This window comes from Roseovarius carneus (assembly GCF_020141465.1).
Classification (GTDB): domain Bacteria; phylum Pseudomonadota; class Alphaproteobacteria; order Rhodobacterales; family Rhodobacteraceae; genus Roseovarius; species Roseovarius carneus.
The window spans coordinates 641,436-657,406 of sequence record NZ_JAHSPD010000001.1 but is presented as its reverse complement, the minus strand read 5'-3'; the positions used below and the strand labels follow the sequence as shown (position 1 = coordinate 657,406).

Annotated in this window: 14 protein-coding genes; 10 read left to right on the top strand and 4 right to left on the bottom strand. The window is 61.4% G+C overall.

What is annotated here, in order from left to right:
- Positions 1-93 precede the first annotated feature (93 nt).
- From KUD11_RS03250 to KUD11_RS03225, 6 genes are read left to right on the top strand one after another with little or no spacing between them, the layout of a single operon-like run.
- Complete coding sequence (locus KUD11_RS03250) at positions 94-786, top strand: SURF1 family protein (protein WP_318010138.1); 693 nt, start codon at positions 94-96, stop codon at positions 784-786.
- Positions 783-2,171 carry a threonine synthase gene (gene thrC, locus KUD11_RS03245; protein ID WP_109386642.1) on the top strand — a complete coding sequence of 463 codons (1,389 nt, stop codon included), beginning with the start codon at positions 783-785 and terminating at the stop codon, positions 2,169-2,171. The genes KUD11_RS03250 and thrC overlap by 4 nt, the downstream gene beginning before the upstream one ends.
- Positions 2,168-3,430: a M16 family metallopeptidase gene (locus tag KUD11_RS03240; protein ID WP_109386644.1), complete on the top strand. Its 1,263-nt coding sequence runs from the start codon at positions 2,168-2,170 to the stop codon at positions 3,428-3,430. The genes thrC and KUD11_RS03240 overlap by 4 nt, the downstream gene beginning before the upstream one ends.
- Positions 3,430-4,017 carry a GNAT family N-acetyltransferase gene (locus KUD11_RS03235; protein WP_109386646.1) on the top strand — a complete coding sequence of 196 codons (588 nt, stop codon included), beginning with the start codon at positions 3,430-3,432 and terminating at the stop codon, positions 4,015-4,017. The genes KUD11_RS03240 and KUD11_RS03235 overlap by 1 nt, the downstream gene beginning before the upstream one ends.
- Positions 4,018-4,074: 57 nt before the next feature.
- Positions 4,075-4,911: an MBL fold metallo-hydrolase gene (locus KUD11_RS03230; protein ID WP_109386648.1), complete on the top strand. Its 837-nt coding sequence runs from the start codon at positions 4,075-4,077 to the stop codon at positions 4,909-4,911.
- 39 nt (positions 4,912-4,950) lie between these two features.
- Positions 4,951-6,366, top strand: coding sequence for an FAD-binding oxidoreductase (locus tag KUD11_RS03225; protein WP_109386650.1), 1,416 nt, complete (start codon positions 4,951-4,953; stop codon positions 6,364-6,366).
- 64 nt (positions 6,367-6,430) lie between these two features.
- Here the strand turns inward: KUD11_RS03225 and KUD11_RS03220 are convergent, their stop codons facing one another.
- Complete coding sequence (locus KUD11_RS03220; protein WP_258305390.1) at positions 6,431-7,450, bottom strand: extracellular solute-binding protein; 1,020 nt, start codon at positions 7,448-7,450, stop codon at positions 6,431-6,433.
- A 215-nt stretch (positions 7,451-7,665) separates the two neighbouring features.
- Here KUD11_RS03220 and KUD11_RS03215 point away from each other — a divergent pair, with 215 nt between their 5' ends.
- Both KUD11_RS03215 and KUD11_RS03210 read left to right on the top strand, forming a co-directional pair.
- A complete protein-coding gene (locus KUD11_RS03215; protein ID WP_109386651.1) occupies positions 7,666-9,549 on the top strand; it encodes an acyl-CoA synthetase in 1,884 nt (627 codons plus the stop codon).
- Positions 9,550-9,561: 12 nt separating this feature from the next.
- Positions 9,562-9,918 carry a cupin domain-containing protein gene (locus KUD11_RS03210; RefSeq protein WP_109386653.1) on the top strand — a complete coding sequence of 119 codons (357 nt, stop codon included), beginning with the start codon at positions 9,562-9,564 and terminating at the stop codon, positions 9,916-9,918.
- 37 nt (positions 9,919-9,955) lie between these two features.
- Here KUD11_RS03210 and KUD11_RS03205 read toward each other — a convergent pair whose 3' ends face one another.
- Positions 9,956-11,539, bottom strand: a complete 1,584-nt coding sequence (locus KUD11_RS03205; protein WP_109386655.1) for a 2-isopropylmalate synthase — start codon at positions 11,537-11,539, stop codon at positions 9,956-9,958.
- 265 nt (positions 11,540-11,804) lie between these two features.
- Between KUD11_RS03205 and KUD11_RS03200 the strand changes: the two genes are divergently transcribed.
- Together KUD11_RS03200 and KUD11_RS03195 are read left to right on the top strand one after the other, a co-directional pair.
- Positions 11,805-12,458 (top strand): SDR family NAD(P)-dependent oxidoreductase, encoded by a 654-nt coding sequence (locus KUD11_RS03200; RefSeq protein WP_109386657.1) that lies wholly within the window; start codon positions 11,805-11,807, stop codon positions 12,456-12,458.
- Positions 12,452-13,981, top strand: coding sequence for a cryptochrome/photolyase family protein (locus KUD11_RS03195; protein WP_109386659.1), 1,530 nt, complete (start codon positions 12,452-12,454; stop codon positions 13,979-13,981). Before KUD11_RS03200 ends, KUD11_RS03195 begins: the two co-directional genes overlap by 7 nt.
- Positions 13,982-14,010: 29 nt before the next feature.
- On the opposite strand, the gene KUD11_RS03190 is transcribed toward KUD11_RS03195, so the two are convergent.
- Both KUD11_RS03190 and KUD11_RS03185 read right to left on the bottom strand, forming a co-directional pair.
- Positions 14,011-14,394, bottom strand: coding sequence for a GFA family protein (locus KUD11_RS03190; protein ID WP_109386661.1), 384 nt, complete (start codon positions 14,392-14,394; stop codon positions 14,011-14,013).
- The gene (locus KUD11_RS03185; RefSeq protein WP_109386663.1) at positions 14,391-15,845 is read right to left on the bottom strand and encodes an MORN repeat-containing protein; all 1,455 of its coding nucleotides are present in this window, start codon (positions 15,843-15,845) and stop codon (positions 14,391-14,393) included. The genes KUD11_RS03190 and KUD11_RS03185 overlap by 4 nt, the downstream gene beginning before the upstream one ends.
- Positions 15,846-15,971: the final 126 nt, after the last annotated feature.

The following is a 15,971-nucleotide window of genomic DNA, read 5'->3' as shown; positions in this document are numbered from 1 at the left end:
GGTTTTTGACAAAACCCGTGCCTGCGGCGCGGGTATTTTGACCAAGAAAAAATGCGGGGGGCGCGCCTTCCGCATTTTTGGTTCTCAGAGGAGGTGGCTGTCTTGCAGCGTCTGATTGGTCCGTTGATTTTTGGCGTGTTTGGCACGGCCATTCTGGTCGGGCTTGGTCTGTGGCAGTTGGACCGTCTTGCATGGAAAGAGACCGTTCTGGCGCAGATCGAGGCGCGGATTGCGGCCGAGCCGGTGTGGGTGCCGATGCAGCCTAGCGCGGAGGCTGATGGGTATCTTCCGGTGCGCGCCGAGGGTGTGCTGGGCGGCCCCGAGCTTCACGTGCTGATTTCCACCAAGGAGCATGGCGCGGGCTACCGTGTGATCCAAGTGCTTGAGACAGAAAGCGGTCGGATCATGGTGGATCGCGGCTATATCCCGCTTGAGGCCAAGGATGTGGCGCGGGCAGGCGGTGCGGTTACGATTATTGGCAATCTGCATTGGCCCGATGAGGTGGATCGCTGGACCCCCGCGCCGGACATGGACCGTGCGATCTGGTTTGCGCGCGATGTGCCGGCGATGGCGGCGGCGCTTGGGGCGGCACCGGTCTTGGTGATCGCCCGCAGCGAGGTGGGGCCGGGGGCCTCTGACGTGACGCCCCTCCCCGTGGACAGCGGCGATATCCCGAACAATCATTTGCAATATGTCATCACGTGGTTTTCGCTGGCTGCGATTTGGGTGATCATGACAGCCTATTTCATCATGCGCATGCGGCGCGCGCAAAGGATCGAGACATGAAGTATATCTCCACGCGGGGTGCGGCCCCTGTTCTGAGCTTTGAAGAAGCGATGCTGACCGGGCTCGCGCGCGACGGCGGGCTCTATCTGCCCGAGACGATCCCTCAGATGAGCCACGGGGACATCGCGGCGCTTGCGGGGCAGAGCTATGAGGAGGTGGCGTTCCGCGTGATGCGGCCCTTTATCGGCGATGCCTTCACCGATGATGAATTCCATGAGATTATCGCGCGCGCCTATGCTGGTTTTGCGCATGACGCGCGCGCACCGCTTGTGCAGCTTGGCCCGAACCATCACCTGCTGGAGCTTTTCCACGGGCCCACACTGGCCTTCAAGGATTTCGCGATGCAGCTGATCGGGCAGCTTTTCGAGGCGGCTCTTAAGCGCAGTGGCAAGCGTGTCTGCATTGTGGGCGCCACCAGTGGCGACACCGGATCGGCGGCGATTGGGGCGTTTCGCGGCCTTGAGGCGGTGGATGTGTTCATCCTCTATCCCCATGGCCGGGTGAGTGAGGTGCAGCGCCGCCAGATGTCCACGCCGACCGAGGCGAATGTTCATGCGCTGGCCATTGATGGCTATTTTGACGATGCGCAGGCCCGCGTGAAGGACATGTTCAACCATTTCGAGTTCCGCGATGCGGTGGGTCTTGCGGGGGTCAACTCGATCAATTGGGCACGGGTTCTGGCGCAGGTGGTCTATTACTTCTACGCGGCCACGGCGCTGGGCGCGCCACACCGCAAGGTAAGCTTCACCGTGCCCACGGGTAATTTCGGCGATATCTTCGCAGGCTATATCGCCAAGCGGATGGGGCTGCCGATTGATCGGCTGGTGGTGGCAACGAACCAGAACGATATTCTGCACCGCTGCCTGACACAGGCGGAATATACGCCCAATGGCGTGAAGCCGTCGATCAGCCCGTCGATGGATATCGGCGTCAGCTCCAATTTCGAGCGTGCGCTTTTTGAGGCTTATGGTCGCGATGGGCGCGCGATTGCGCAGCTGATGGATGAGCTGAAAGAAGGCGGGTTCACCGTCAGCCAAGGTGCGATGCAGGCCCTGCGCGAAGCGTTTGATAGCGGGCGTGTCTCGGAGGAGGAGACCAGCGCCACGATCACCCGCACATTCGCGCAGACGGGCGAGCTTCTTTGCCCGCACAGCGCCATCGGCGTGCAGGTGGCGGAAGCGCATCTCACACCCGGCGTGCCGATGATCACGCTGGCCACGGCGCATCCGGCGAAATTCCCGGCGACGGTTGAGGCGGCGAGCGGGCAGCATCCCCCCTTGCCCTCGCATATGGCGGACCTGTATGAGCGGCCCGAACGGATCACCCGGATCGCAAATGATCTGGGTGCGATCGAGACCCTCATCACGGAGCGCACCACATCTTGAGCGTCACCCTTACCACCTTGAAAAACGGCTTTCGCGTCGTGTCCGAGCCGATGCCAGGCCTGCAATCCGCGGCCATTGGCATCTGGGTCTTGTCCGGCGCGCGCCATGAGCGGGCTGAGCAGAATGGCATCGCGCATTTTCTGGAGCATATGGCCTTCAAAGGCACCAAGACGCGCAGCGCGCTTCAGATTGCCGAGGCGATCGAGGATGTGGGCGGCTATATCAACGCCTATACCAGCCGCGAGGTGACAGCTTATTATGCGCGGGTGCTGAAGGATGATGTAGGCCTCGCGCTCGATGTGATTGCGGATTTTCTGCGCAATGCCGTGTTTGATCCGTCGGAGATCGAGGTGGAGCGTGGCGTGATCTTGCAAGAGATCGGCCAAGCGCTTGATACGCCCGACGACATCATCTTTGATTGGCTTCAGGAGAAGGCCTATCCGGATCATCCGCTGGGCCGGGCGATTTTGGGTGTGGAAGAGGGCGTGAAAGGCTTTTCGCGCGCTGATTTGCAAGGCTTTGTCGGGCAGCATTATGTGCCGGGGCAGATGATCCTGTCGGCGGCGGGCGCTGTGGATCACGATGCGTTGGTTAAGGCGGCAGAGGCGCTTTTCGGCGATATGCAGGCCGGGCCGGCCCCGCAAGCGCCGCTCGCGAAATTCACTGGTGGCGAGGCGCGGACCGTGAAGGCGCTGGAGCAGGCGCATTTCGCATTGGCGTTTGAGAGCCCCGATTATGCCGATCCGGCGATCCACGCGGCGCAGATATATTCGACGGCTCTCGGTGGCTCCATGTCCTCGCGACTCTTTCAGGAGATCCGCGAGAAGCGCGGCCTGTGCTACACGATCTATGCGCAGGCCGGTGCGTATTCAGACACCGGCATGATGACCGTCTATGCGGGCACGTCTGCGGAGCAGCTGGGTGATCTGGCTGGTATTACGATTGACGAGATGAAGCGCGCCGCCTCCGACATGCGCCCCGACGAGATTGAGCGCGCCCGCGCGCAGATGAAGGCAGGCCTTCTCATGGGGCTTGAAAGCCCGTCGAACAGGGCCGAGCGGCTGGCGCGGATGGTCCAGATATGGGGCCGTGTTCCGGGGCTGGAAGAAGTTGTCGAGAAGATCGACGCGGTGACCCTCGGGGATGTGCGCGATCTGGCCGAGACGATCGTGGCGCGCGCGCCCGCGGCAATGGCGCTTTACGGACCTGTGGATGCGGCGCCTACGTTGGAAGCGCTTGAGCAAAGGCGCGCGGCGTAATGTTCCTGCCGCGCCGCAAGGTCCGGATTGAGACGGAGCGGATGACCCTGCGCCAACCTGCCATGCCGGATTTCCGTGACTGGGCATGTTTGCGCCGCGAGAGCGAGGGTTTCCTGGCGCAGTGGGAGCCGCTTTGGTCCCCCGACCACCTGTCACGCAAAGGGTTTACCAATCGGGTTTACTGGGCGCAGCGGGCCATTGGCAACGGCTCGGCCATGCCGCTTTTCTTGGTGCGGCGCGAGGATGCGCGCCTTTTGGGTGCGATCACGCTCGACAATATCCGGCGCGGGCCCAGCCAATCTGGCACGCTTGGGTATTGGATTGGGGAGCAGCACGCGCGCCAAGGCTATATGCGCGAGGCGATTGAGGCCGTGGTGCACTATGCGTTCGATCGTCTGGACCTCAGCCGGATCGAGGCCGCCTGCCTGCCGGAAAACGCGGCCTCGCGGGCGCTCCTGGAGAGCTGTGGGTTCAAATACGAGGGCGTCGCGCAGAGCTATCTTCAGATCAACGGCCGCTGGCGGACCCATGTTCTTTATGCCGGGCTACGCGCTGATCGGCGGGGGCGCACGGAAGCGGGCGTATGAGATTTGGCTGACGCCGCGTAAATTCGCGCTATCATCCCGATGTGAAGGGAGATTGCCATGATCCGCACCATCGCTTTTTTGCTCGCCGCACTCACGACCACAGCCTTCGCGCTGCCTGCCACGGCTCAAGACCGAAAACCCAGCCATTGTATCGCCTTGGCGCAAACCGCGCCGGGGCTTGAATACATCCAAACCGCCAGCTTTCGAGCGCCTGTCCCTGAGTTTTCCGTGCGACTGAGATATCTCACCCATGCGGCCTTCTTGATCCAGACGACGGGTGGTGTGAGTGCTGTGACCGATTTCAACGGCTTTGTCGGCAGCGCGAATTTTCTGCCTGATGTGGTCACGATGAATCACGCCCATTCCACCCATTGGACGGCCAATCCCGACCCGGGTATCGCCCATGTCCTCAAGGGGTGGGGGCCTTTTGGCGAGGGGGTGGATCATCATGTGAGCGTGGGTGACATGCTGGTGCGTAATGTCTCCACCGATATCCGAAGTGCGATGTCTGGGGTGGAGCCAAACGGCAATTCCATTTTTGTGTTCGAGGCGGCGGGGCTTTGCATCGGCCATCTGGGCCATCTGCACCACGCGCCCACGGATGATCAATACGCGGCGCTTGGCCGGATGGATGTGGTCATGGCCCCGGTTGATGGTGGTTATACGATGGATCTGGAAACCATGATCTCGGTGCTCAAGCGGCTGGAGGCGCGGATCGTCATCCCCATGCATTGGTTCACGCAAGACAATCTCGTGCGCTTTGCGGCGGGGATGGAGGATGTGTTCGACGTGGTGGACGGCGGCGCGCATGAGATCACAGTGTCGCTGCGCAATTTGCCCGATGATCCGACGGTGATCATTCTGCGGCCTGCGTTTTTGCGCAATGATGAGTGAGGTTTTGCCATTTCACGCAGGCCCGGCTAGACCGCTTGCATGACACTCAATTCCGTTGATTCCGTGCTGCTGGAGCAGCTGACCGCCGCCATGCCCAGTGCTATGCGCGAGGTGTCGCCCCGATATGTCGAGGAGCCGAGGGGCCGTTGGCAGGGGCTTGCCGGGGCAATCGTCGCACCGGACAGCGCCGAGGGCGTGGCGCAAGTGATCCGCATGGCCGCCAAGGCCCGCGTGCCGGTGCTGCCCTATTCGGGGGGTACTGGTCTTGTGGGTGGGCAGATCACGCCGGATGGCCCCGTGCCGATCCTGCTTAGCCTTGAGCGGATGAACCGGGTGCGCGAGAACTACCCCGAGGAAAACGTAATAGTGGTCGAGGCGGGTGCCATCCTGTCGGATGTGCATGATGCGGCGGGCGCGGTTGAGCGTCTTTTCCCGCTCAGCATCGCGGCCAAGGGATCGGCCCGTGTGGGCGGGCTTTTGGCGACCAATGCGGGGGGCGTGAACGTGCTGCGCTATGGCAATGCGCGCGATCTGTGTTTGGGGCTAGAGGCGGTGATGCCGGATGGCAGCCTCTGGCACGGCCTGCGCCGTCTGCGCAAGGACAACACCGGCTATGATCTGCGCAACCTGATGATCGGCTCCGAGGGCACGCTGGGCGTGATCACTGCCGCCGCGCTCAAGCTCGTGCCGCGCCCCGCGGGGGAGGGAACGGCGTTGATGGTGGTCGAGAGCCCTGCCGCCGCGCTGAGCCTGCTTGCTTTGGCACGTGATCACATGGGCGAGGGGGTGAGCGCCTTTGAGTTGATGCACCGTCAGGGCCTCGATTTTCTGGCCGAGACGATGCCAGACTTGCGCCAGCCCTTTTCCACGCCGCCCGAATGGTTTGTTCTCATTGATGTGGGGCTCGCGCGCGGGCTTGACCCGGCGCTGGCGCTTGAGACGCTTTTTGGCGAGGCGCTGGAGGCCGGGCTGGTCACCGATGGCATGATTGCGCAATCCGAGACGCAACGCCGCGATTTTTGGGAGATCCGCGAAACTATCCCCGAGGGCAATCGCCGCATTGGTGCTGTCAGCTCGCATGACATTTCCGTGCCCCTCGGGATGGTGCCCGAATTCATTGCGCAAGGCGGTCCTGCGATTGCAGCACTTGGCGCGTTTCGGATCAATTGTTTTGGGCATCTTGGCGACGGCAACCTGCATTACAACGTCTTTCCCATGCCCGGTAAAACCCGCGCCGATCACGCGGATCAGCGTGAGGCGATCAAGACGGCGGTGCATGATCTGGTCCATTCCATGGGCGGGTCGGTCAGCGCGGAGCATGGGATCGGGCGGCTGAAAGTTGCGGATCTGGAGAGATACAGCGATCCGGCAAAGCTTGCGGCCATGCGGGCGATCAAGGACGCGCTTGACCCGCTTGGGATCATGAATCCGGGTGCTGTGCTGCGCGCACGCTGAGTTTTGCGCACAAAAAACCGGGAGGCGCGTGGCCCCCCGGTCCTTGGCTTTCAGGCGTCCCGGTTTAGGGGAAATTCACCTCGTTATAGATCGCCTGAGCCTTGGCGGCGTTGGAGCCGTAGGCCTCTGTCGGCGTGTCATTGTCGATGATGAAATACCCCATGCGGGCTGTGTCTTCGTCCAGCGGGATGCCGGGTACGGCGGGGTATTCGTTGTTTTGCTCGGCAAAGTGGCGCTGCGCGAACTCGGATGTGAAGAACTCCATCAGGGCTTTCGCCTCATCCGTGTTGGGCGCGTTGGCCAGCATGCCCACGCCGGTGAGGTTCATGTGCACACCGCGATCGCTTTGGTTGGGCCAGACCCAGCCCAGCTGATCAATCTCGGCGGTCAGGCCTTCAATGTCCTGATCAAAGCCGCGCAGGTAGTAATAGTGGTTGGAGACGGCCAGATCACACTCGCCTGAGATGATCCCGCGCAGTTGGTCCGTGTCACCGCCCTGAGGGGCGCGGGCGAGGTTGGCGTTGACGCCGGCGGCCCATTCTTTTGCTGCGTCTTCGCCATCGGCGTGGATGATCGAGGCCAGAAGCGACAGGTTGTAGATGTTGGATGAGGTGCGGATACAGATACTGTCTTTCCACTTCTCATCTGTCAGCTCTTCGTATGTCTGCGGCGGGTTCTCAACGCGGTCCTTGGAATAGAAGATGACGCGCGCGCGCTGGCTTACGCCGAACCAAAGGTTGTCTGGGTGCCGGATATGCGCGGGGATCTTAGTGGTCAGCAGGTCCGAGTCGACGGCTTGCAACATCCCGGCATCGGCGGCGCGGAACATGCGGCCTGCGTCCACAGCGATGAACACATCTGCGGGGCTGTTGGCACCCTCGGCCTCGATACGGGCCATCAGCTCATCTGCCTTGCCCTCGATGCGGTTGACCTCGATCCCCGTCTGCTCGGTAAATTTGGCATAGAGCGCATCATCGGTGTCGTAGTGGCGCGAGGAGTAGACGTTGACCTCGGCGGCCATGGCGGTGGCGGCCATGGCGGAGAGGGAAAGGGCCGCGGTCAGGCGGGTTGCGAAACGCTTCATTTGGGACTCCTGTGGTTTGTCCGAGTGAATTACTCGGGTAAAGGACTGTATCCGACTAAAAGAGTCAAGAGATTGCTTTGAAAAATCTCACCTTTGGCCCATCGCACCGAAAACGTAGCGTTTCGCTTGATTGCTGGGCTGTTCCCGCCCACGCTGAGACACACGGCCCGATGCGTCCGGGAGAGAGGCGCGGGCCAGTCCGGGGAGGACCCACCATGAACTTTGTCAATCGCTGCGATGTGCTTGCGCTTCAAAACGAGATGCCTTGGGACGCACGCGAGAGGCCCGCAACCCTTTACGCGATGCTGTCGCAGACGGCGCAGAAATTCCCGGACCGCCCGGCGCTCAGTTATCAGCTGTTCTCCGGCCCCACTGACAAGGCCCAGACCCTGACTTGGCGCGGCTTTCACGCGCAGGTCTGTCAGGCTGCGAACCTCTTTCGGGGTCTTGGCGTGTCGGAGACTGACGTGGTGGCGCTTGTCCTGCCCAATTGTCTGGAGACGGCTGTGGCCACCGTCGGCGGCATGGTTGCGGGGATCGTGAACCCGATCAACCCGCTTTTGGAGCCGGAGCAGATTGGCTCCATCCTCCGCGAAACAAACGCGAAGGTCGTGGTCACGCTCAAGGCCTTTCCCAAGACAGATGTGGCTCAGAAAACTGCCCAAGCTGTGCGTCTTGCGCCCAATGTCGAGACGGTTCTGGAAATTGACCTCAACCGCTACCTGTCGCCGCCCAAAAGCTGGATCGTGCCACTCATCCGTCCCAAGACCACGACCACGCATCACGCCACAATCAAGAATTTCAGCAAGGAGATGGCACGGCAGAGCAAATCGCTTGGTTTCAACGATCCGGGGCAGGACCGTGTCGCGGCCTATTTCCACACCGGCGGGACGACGGGCATGCCTAAGGTTGCGCAGCATACCTATGGCGGGATGATCTATAACGGATGGATCGGGCACACGCTGCTCTTTACCGAGCAGGACAATGTTATGTGCCCGCTGCCGCTTTTCCATGTATTTGCCTGTCATGTGATCTTGATGGCGATGATCAAATCGGGCGCGCATGGGGTGTTCCCCACGCCTGCGGGCTATCGCGGGGACGGAGTGTTCGACAATTTCTGGAAGCTCTGCGCGCGCTGGAAGATCAGCTTTATCATTACAGTGCCCACCGCCGTCTCGGCCCTGATGCAGCGCAAGGTGGATGCGGATATCTCAACCGTGCGCAATGCGTTCTCCGGCTCAGCCCCCATGCCGATGGAGCTTTTCACCCGGTTTGAGAGCGCTACAGGCATCTCGGTGATCGAAGGATACGGCCTGACCGAGGCCACATGCCTTGTGTCGTGCAACCCGCCGCAGGGCGACAAGAAAGTGGGCTCGGTCGGGGTGCCTTTCCCCTATACGGATGTGAAAATTTTCCACACTGGCCCGGATGGCGAGACGGAATGCGGTGCCGATGAGGTGGGCGAGATTTGCATCGCCAGTCCCGGTGTTCATGTGGGGCAGACCTATACCGAGGCCGCGAAGAACAACGATTTGTATCACGCGGAGATATATCTGCGGACCGGCGATCTGGGCCGGATCGACGCTGATGGGTATCTTTGGATCACTGGGCGGCAGAAGGATCTGATCATCCGGGGCGGGCATAACATCGACCCCGCCGAGATCGAGGAGGCGCTGATGGCGCATCCTGCGGTCGCAATGGCGGGTGCGATTGGGCAGCCGGATGCCCATGCGGGCGAAGTAGCCTGCGTCTATGTGGAGCTTGTGGAGGGTGCCGTGACCACCGCTGAAGATCTGCGCGCGCATTGCAAAACCCATGTGCACGAACGGGCGGCCCATCCCAAACATGTGGAGATATTGGCTGAGTTGCCAAAAACTGCCGTTGGCAAAGTGTTCAAACCCGATCTGCGCAAGCGGGCGATCACGCGGATTTATGATGCGGCGCTGGAGGGTGCGGGCCTGCCGGCGCATGTTATTGAGGTTATCGACGATAAAAAGCGCGGACTGGTGGCGCGAATCGTAAAGACAGGTGATGTTGACAACGCTCAGGTCGCGTCGACGCTGGGCCAGTATACGCGGCCATGGGAGTGGACGCAGTAGAGGAGAGCTTGAATGACCAACATCCCGTTTCGGATTGATCCCCACCCCGCCAAGATGGAACCATCGTCGATGGTGGAGGCCGAGGTCTTCACTACGTCGGACCATACCGAATTGAACCACACCCACTACATCAACGAGGACGAGACCACCTATTCGGGCGTTTGGGAATGTGCCCCCACCCGCGAAGTCATCGACGCCTATCCGGTGCACGAGTTGATGACGATCGTGTCGGGCAAGATCACCGTGACCCATGCAGACGGTACTGCCGAGCATCTGGGGGCGGGCGACAGCTTTTACATCGCTAAGGGCAAGAAGATGGTCTGGGAAATCACCGAGACACTGCGCAAGATCTACATGATCACGGAATGAGGGTGCGGCGGGCCAAAACGCTGGCCCGCCGATCCGCTCAGGCAAGGTCTTTGTAGCTGACCTCAGCTGTATCGCTGCCCGTCTTCGCGCGCCGCACGATCAGGCGGTTGAGCGCGTTGATATAGGCCTTGGCGGAGGCGACGACCGTGTCTGTATCCGCCGATTGTCCCGTGGCGATCATCCCATCCTCTTCCAGACGCACGCTGACAGTTGCCTGCGCGTCTGTGCCCTCGGTCACGGCGTTCACCTGATAAAGCTGAAGCCGCGCCTCGTTGGGGTGGATGGCGCGCACGGCTTTGAAGGTTGCATCCACTGGCCCGTCGCCTTCGCAGGTGGCGGAATGCTCTACCCCGTCCACTTCCATTTCCAGAACGGCCTCGGCGGGTCCGGTGCCGCAAATGACCTTGAGGTTGATCAGTTCCAGATGATCCTCGCCCTCGCCGCTGGTGCGGACCAGCGCGAGGATGTCATCGTCGTAGACCTCCTTCTTGCGGTCGGCGAGGTCCTTGAACCGCACGAAGATATCCTTGAGCTGGTTATCCCCCACCTCGATGCCGAGGTCCTTCAGCTTGGCGCGCAGGGCCGCGCGGCCCGAATGCTTGCCCAAGGGCAGGGAGGTGCCTGCGATGCCCACATCCTCGGGCCGCATGATCTCGAAGGTCTCGGCGTTTTTCAGCATCCCGTCCTGGTGGATGCCGCTCTCATGGGCAAAGGCATTCTTGCCCACGATGGCCTTGTTGAACTGCACGGCAAAGCCGCTGACAGCGGCCACACGGCGCGAGATGTTCATGATCTTGGTGGTGTCGATCCCGGTAGAATAGGGCATGATATCGCCCCGCACCTTCATCGCCATCACCACCTCTTCCAGCGCGGTATTGCCCGCCCGCTCACCCAGACCATTGATCGTGCATTCGATCTGGCGCGCGCCACCCGCCACGGCGGCAAGGGAGTTGGCCGTCGCCATGCCCAGATCATTATGGCAATGGGTGGCGAAGATCACGTCGTCTGCGCCCGGCACTTCGGCGATCAGGCGGCGAATGAGATCAGCGCTCTCGACCGGGGCGGTATAGCCCACCGTGTCGGGAATGTTGATCGTCGACGCGCCTGCTTTGATGGCAATCTCCACCACGCGGCAGAGATAATCCCATTCGGTGCGCGTGGCGTCCATCGGCGACCACTGCACGTTGTCGCACAGATTACGGGCGTGGGTGACCGTCTCGTGGATACGCTCGGCCATCTCATCGCGGGTGAGGTTTGGAATCGCGCGGTGCAGCGGCGAGGTGCCGATGAAGGTGTGGATGCGTGGGCGACGCGCGTGCTTCACCGCCTCCCAGCAACGGTCGATATCTTTCAATTGAGCCCGCGCAAGGCCGCATATCACGGAGGTTTCCGCCCGTTTGGCAATCTCGCTCACGGCGCGAAAATCACCCTCAGAGGCGATGGGGAACCCGGCTTCGATGATATCCACGCCCATCTCGTCCAGGAGGCCCGCGATCTCCAGCTTTTCTGCGTGGGTCATGGTCGCGCCCGGCGATTGCTCACCATCGCGCAGGGTGGTGTCGAAAATCACTACGCGGTCTTTGCCGTCAGCCGGGGCTGTTTGATGTGTTGAATCGGTCATGTTTTGATCTCTTTGATTGTCCTAAAGCCTTTGGCGCGAGAAGGCGCATCCTCTGAGCGGTCGCACCAGTTCCGGCACGCTCAGAGGCGGGTTAGGAGAGCCAGGCAAAGGCCAAGAGCCCGCTCAGAAGCGGACGTGGCAATAGGGGGATGCGTGGCGGTCAACATGGGATGCACCATAAGCGTGCGATTTCCGAATGGAAAGTGTATATTTTTGTATACCAAAGCGTTGATCTGCCCGAATCTTAGGCTAAAGTCTGTCGTCGATGAAACGGGCTTTGGTCATAAGCGCCTCTGGCGGAATCGGGCGGGCGGTGTCGACGGCACTCGTGGCGCGTGGCGTATCTGTGACCGCTTTGTCGCGCTCCGGAGATGGGCTGGACCTGACTGATGGGGCCTCGGTGGCGCGGATCTTGGGCGCTTTGGATGGGCCGTTTGATCTGATTTTTGTGGCCTCAGGCGCGCTGGGCGAGCCGGAGAAATCGCTTAAAGATCTGGACGCGGATGCAATGGCCGCGCAGTTTGCGATCAACACGATTGGCCCCGCCTTGGTGCTTCAGCACGCGCCTCGGCTTTTGCCGCGCAAAGGTCGGTCGGTCTTTGCAGCGCTTTCGGCACGGGTGGGGTCCATCGGGGACAACCGCTTGGGGGGGTGGTATTCCTACCGCGCGTCCAAAGCGGCGCTCAATCAGGTGTTGCGGTGCGGCGCGATCGAGATTGCGCGCAGCCATCGCGAGGCGATCATCACCGCGCTGCATCCCGGCACCGTGGCCACCTCGTTCACCGCTGATTATCGCGGGCGCCACCCGGCGGTGCCGTCAGAGACTTCCGCCGAGAACCTCTTGCGCGTGATCGACGGCTTGACGCCTGACGATAGCGGGAATTTCTACGACTGGCAGGGCGAAAGGATCGCGTGGTGACACGATTGGTTCTGGTGCTTGGCGATCAGCTGAGCCGGGGTCTGAGCGCCCTTGGAAAAGCTGAGCGCGGGCGCGATGTTGTGGTGATGGCCGAGGTGGCCGAGGAGACGGGGTACGTTCCGCATCATCCCAAGAAAATTGCCTTTGTCCTCTCGGCCATGCGCCATTTCGCCGAAGAATTGCGCGACGAGGGCTGGCAGGTTGCCTACACCAAGCTTGATGACAAAGACGCCCCCGGTTCTATCCCGGAGGCGATTCTGGCGGCGGCCCAGACCCATGGTGCGTCCGAGGTTTTGGCCACGCAACCGGGCGAATGGCGGCTGCGCGCCGTATTGCAGGAAATGCCGCTCAAGATGACCCTTCTGAGCGATGATCGGTTCTTGTGTTCGGCGGAGGAGTTCGACGCCTGGGCGACAGGGCGCAAAGAGCTTCGGATGGAGTTTTTCTATCGCGAAATGCGCCGCAAGACGGGGCTGATGATGGAGGGGGACCAGCCAGCGGGGGGAAAGTGGAACTTTGACCATGACAATCGCAAGCGCGCCACAACCGATATGTTCCGTGCCCGCCCTGCCCGGTTCCGTGAGGACGCGATCACCCAAGATGTGCTCAGCCTTGTGGCGCGCAGGTTCGGCAATAATTTTGGAAAGCTGGAGGCGTTTGGCCTTGCTGTGACACGGGGGCAGGCCCTCAAGGCGATGGACCATTTCATCGCGCACCTGCTGCCTGAATTTGGCGATACGCAAGACGCGATGTTGCAAGGCGACAGGTTCCTGCACCATTCGCTCTTGTCGCCCTATCTCAATGTCGGGTTGCTGGGACCGCTGGAACTGTGTGAGCGGGTCGAGAAGGCATGGGCGGCGGGCGACGTGCCGATCAATGCCGCCGAAGGGTTCATACGCCAGATCATCGGGTGGCGCGAATATGTGCGGGGCATCTATTTCCGTGAGGGTCCTGAGTATACGTCGCGCAATGCGCTGGAGCATTCCCGCCCGCTGCCTGATGTGTATTGGGGTGGCAACACGCAGATGACCTGCATGGCCCATGCGGTGGCCCAGACCCGCGAGGAGGCCTATGCCCACCACATCCAGCGTCTGATGGTCACCGGCAATTTCGGCCTGCTCACCGGGATTGACCCACATGCGCTGCATGAGTGGTATCTTGCGGTCTATTTCGATGCGTTTGAGTGGGTGGAGGCGCCCAACACGATCGGTATGAGCCAATATGCCGATGGCGGGATCATCGCGTCGAAACCCTATGTCAGCTCAGGCGCCTACATCAACAAGATGAGCGATTATTGCAGCAATTGCGCCTATAAGGTGAAGGTGAAAACCGGCCCCGATGCCTGCCCGTTCAACACGCTCTACTGGCATTTTCTGGATCGCCACCGGGAGCGGTTCAAGGGCAATCACAGGATGGGCATGATCTACCGGACATGGGACAAGATGGACGCCGATCACAAACGTGATGTGCTGGCAACGGCAGAGCATTTTCTGGAGCGGCTGGACCGGGGCGACGCGGTCTGAGCGGACATTCAGGCGGTTGCCCAAGCTTATCACTCCTCGGGTAGTGCCTCCAGAGCAGGCATCCAAGGCAGGCGTTCATCTGCATGATACTGAGCCTTGGGCTCCACGGCTGTGGGATCATCCAGAAGGGCTGCGTAGAAATGCGTCTCGCCGGGAAAGCGGGCAGCGGCGAACATCATGGGCGAGCCGCAATCGCCGCAAAAGCCACGGGTGTTCCCGGGGCTGCTTTCAAAAAGGCGCGGGGCAGTGCCGGTCCACCGCCATGCGCCATCGGGATGACCGATGAACGTGGTCATTGGAGAAGAGGTGGCGCGGCGGCAGCTGTCGCAATGGCAATGGCCGATGAAATTATGCGCCCCGCTCAGCTCAAATGTGCACGCACCGCAGAGGCATTTGCCAGTCACGGCGCTCATTCTGTTGCCGTATTTGGTGCACCCTCGGTGGGCGCAGCATTTTGCCGTGCCAGCGCACCATCGCGCCAATCGCCGCTTGCCTCCTCGCCCGTGGCATAGCGCATCGTGCCGGTGCCCTGGCGTTTGCCATCCGCAAACATGCCTTCATAAACATCGCCATTTGCATAGGTGGCGATCCCCATGCCGTTGATTTCGCCATCGGCCCATGCGCCCTCGTAGACAAATCCGTCGGTCATTTCGATCCGGCCGGTGCCGTGGCGCTGCCCGTTCTCGAATGTGCCAGTATAGACGGTGCCATCCGCATAGGTGGCGGTGCCGGTGCCGTGGCGCTGACCGCCGAGCCATTCGCCCTCGTAGCGGTAGCCATCGGCATAGGTCATCACGCCGAAGCCTTCGTTTTGAGCGGCCTTGAACATGCCCTCATAGACCAACCCGCTGGGATAGGTCGCGCGGCCTTGCCCCTCGATCACGCCGTCCACCCACGCGCCCTCATAGGTCGCGCCATCGGGATAGGTGATCTTCCCCTCGCCATTGGCCAGATCATCGCGCAGCTCGCCCACATAGACGGAGCCGTCTGGATAGGTCACGGTGCCGGTGCCGGAGATGCGCCCGGCGACCCATGATCCGGTGTAAGTATAGCCATCGGTGCCAGTGAACGTGCCTTGCCCATCGCGGCGGTCGGCGGCGAATTCACCTTCATAGATGTCACCATTGCCATAGACCATGCGCCCCATGCCTTCGCGCTGCCCGGAGACAAGCGCGCCTGTATAGACATCGCCATTGGGCTGGCTGAGCGTGCCGGTGCCGTCGATCTGTCCGTCTTTCCAAAGCCCGGCATAGACCAGCCCGCCGGGCATGGTCAGCGTGCCTTCCCCGTGGCGCGCACCGCGCTGAACCGCGCCCTCATAGATCGCGCCGTCGGGATATGTAATGCGCGCGGTGCCCTCCTTGACGCCGCTGGCCCAATCGCCCTCGTAGACATAGCCGCCGGGCGACGCCATCGTGCCGCGCCCATTGTGCATCGCGTTCAGGAAATCGCCTTCATAGCGCACGCCATTGGCATAAACGGCAATACCGCGCCCGGAGATTTTGCCGTCTTTCCATGTGCCCTCGTAGGTGCCGCCATCGGTAAAGACGATCTTGCCCACGCCATTGGGTTTGCCCATCGCAAACTCACCCTCATAGACCGAGCCGTTGGGAAAGCGCGCAACGCCCACGCCCTTGATCTGGCCGCTGTCCCATTCGCCGTTATACTCATAGCCATTAGGGAGCGTGTAAGTGCCGGTGCCATGTTGCAGCCCGTCGCGGAAGGTGCCTACATAAATGCCGCCATCGTCATATTGCTTGGTCTCAATCGCGTCGCTCTGTGCGAAAGCGGGCAGGATTGAGAGGCCGGGGGCGAGTGTCAGCGCCAGTGCCAGAGCAATCGGTCGTGTCAGCGAAAAGGCCATTGCGAATCCCCGGATGCGAGTGTGTGCGCCCGCGTGGCCTGCGGGCTGGCGTAAAATGTAGCCGCCCGGACCCGCGCTGACAACTTGGTTTTGTTCAATTCGGCTTTCCCTCGCTTGGGGTTCTGC

Coding starts and splice junctions, on each gene's coding strand:
- thrC (WP_109386642.1), top strand. CDS start 783: ATGAAGTATATCTCCACGCGGGGTGCGGCCCCTGTTCTGAGCTTTGAA.
- KUD11_RS03230 (WP_109386648.1), top strand. CDS start 4,075: ATGATCCGCACCATCGCTTTTTTGCTCGCCGCACTCACGACCACAGCC.
- KUD11_RS03190 (WP_109386661.1), bottom strand. CDS start 14,394: ATGAGCGCCGTGACTGGCAAATGCCTCTGCGGTGCGTGCACATTTGAG.
- KUD11_RS03215 (WP_109386651.1), top strand. CDS start 7,666: ATGAACTTTGTCAATCGCTGCGATGTGCTTGCGCTTCAAAACGAGATG.
- KUD11_RS03200 (WP_109386657.1), top strand. CDS start 11,805: ATGAAACGGGCTTTGGTCATAAGCGCCTCTGGCGGAATCGGGCGGGCG.
- KUD11_RS03210 (WP_109386653.1), top strand. CDS start 9,562: ATGACCAACATCCCGTTTCGGATTGATCCCCACCCCGCCAAGATGGAA.
- KUD11_RS03235 (WP_109386646.1), top strand. CDS start 3,430: ATGTTCCTGCCGCGCCGCAAGGTCCGGATTGAGACGGAGCGGATGACC.
- KUD11_RS03220 (WP_258305390.1), bottom strand. CDS start 7,450: ATGAAGCGTTTCGCAACCCGCCTGACCGCGGCCCTTTCCCTCTCCGCC.
- KUD11_RS03205 (WP_109386655.1), bottom strand. CDS start 11,539: ATGACCGATTCAACACATCAAACAGCCCCGGCTGACGGCAAAGACCGC.
- KUD11_RS03185 (WP_109386663.1), bottom strand. CDS start 15,845: ATGGCCTTTTCGCTGACACGACCGATTGCTCTGGCACTGGCGCTGACA.
- KUD11_RS03225 (WP_109386650.1), top strand. CDS start 4,951: ATGACACTCAATTCCGTTGATTCCGTGCTGCTGGAGCAGCTGACCGCC.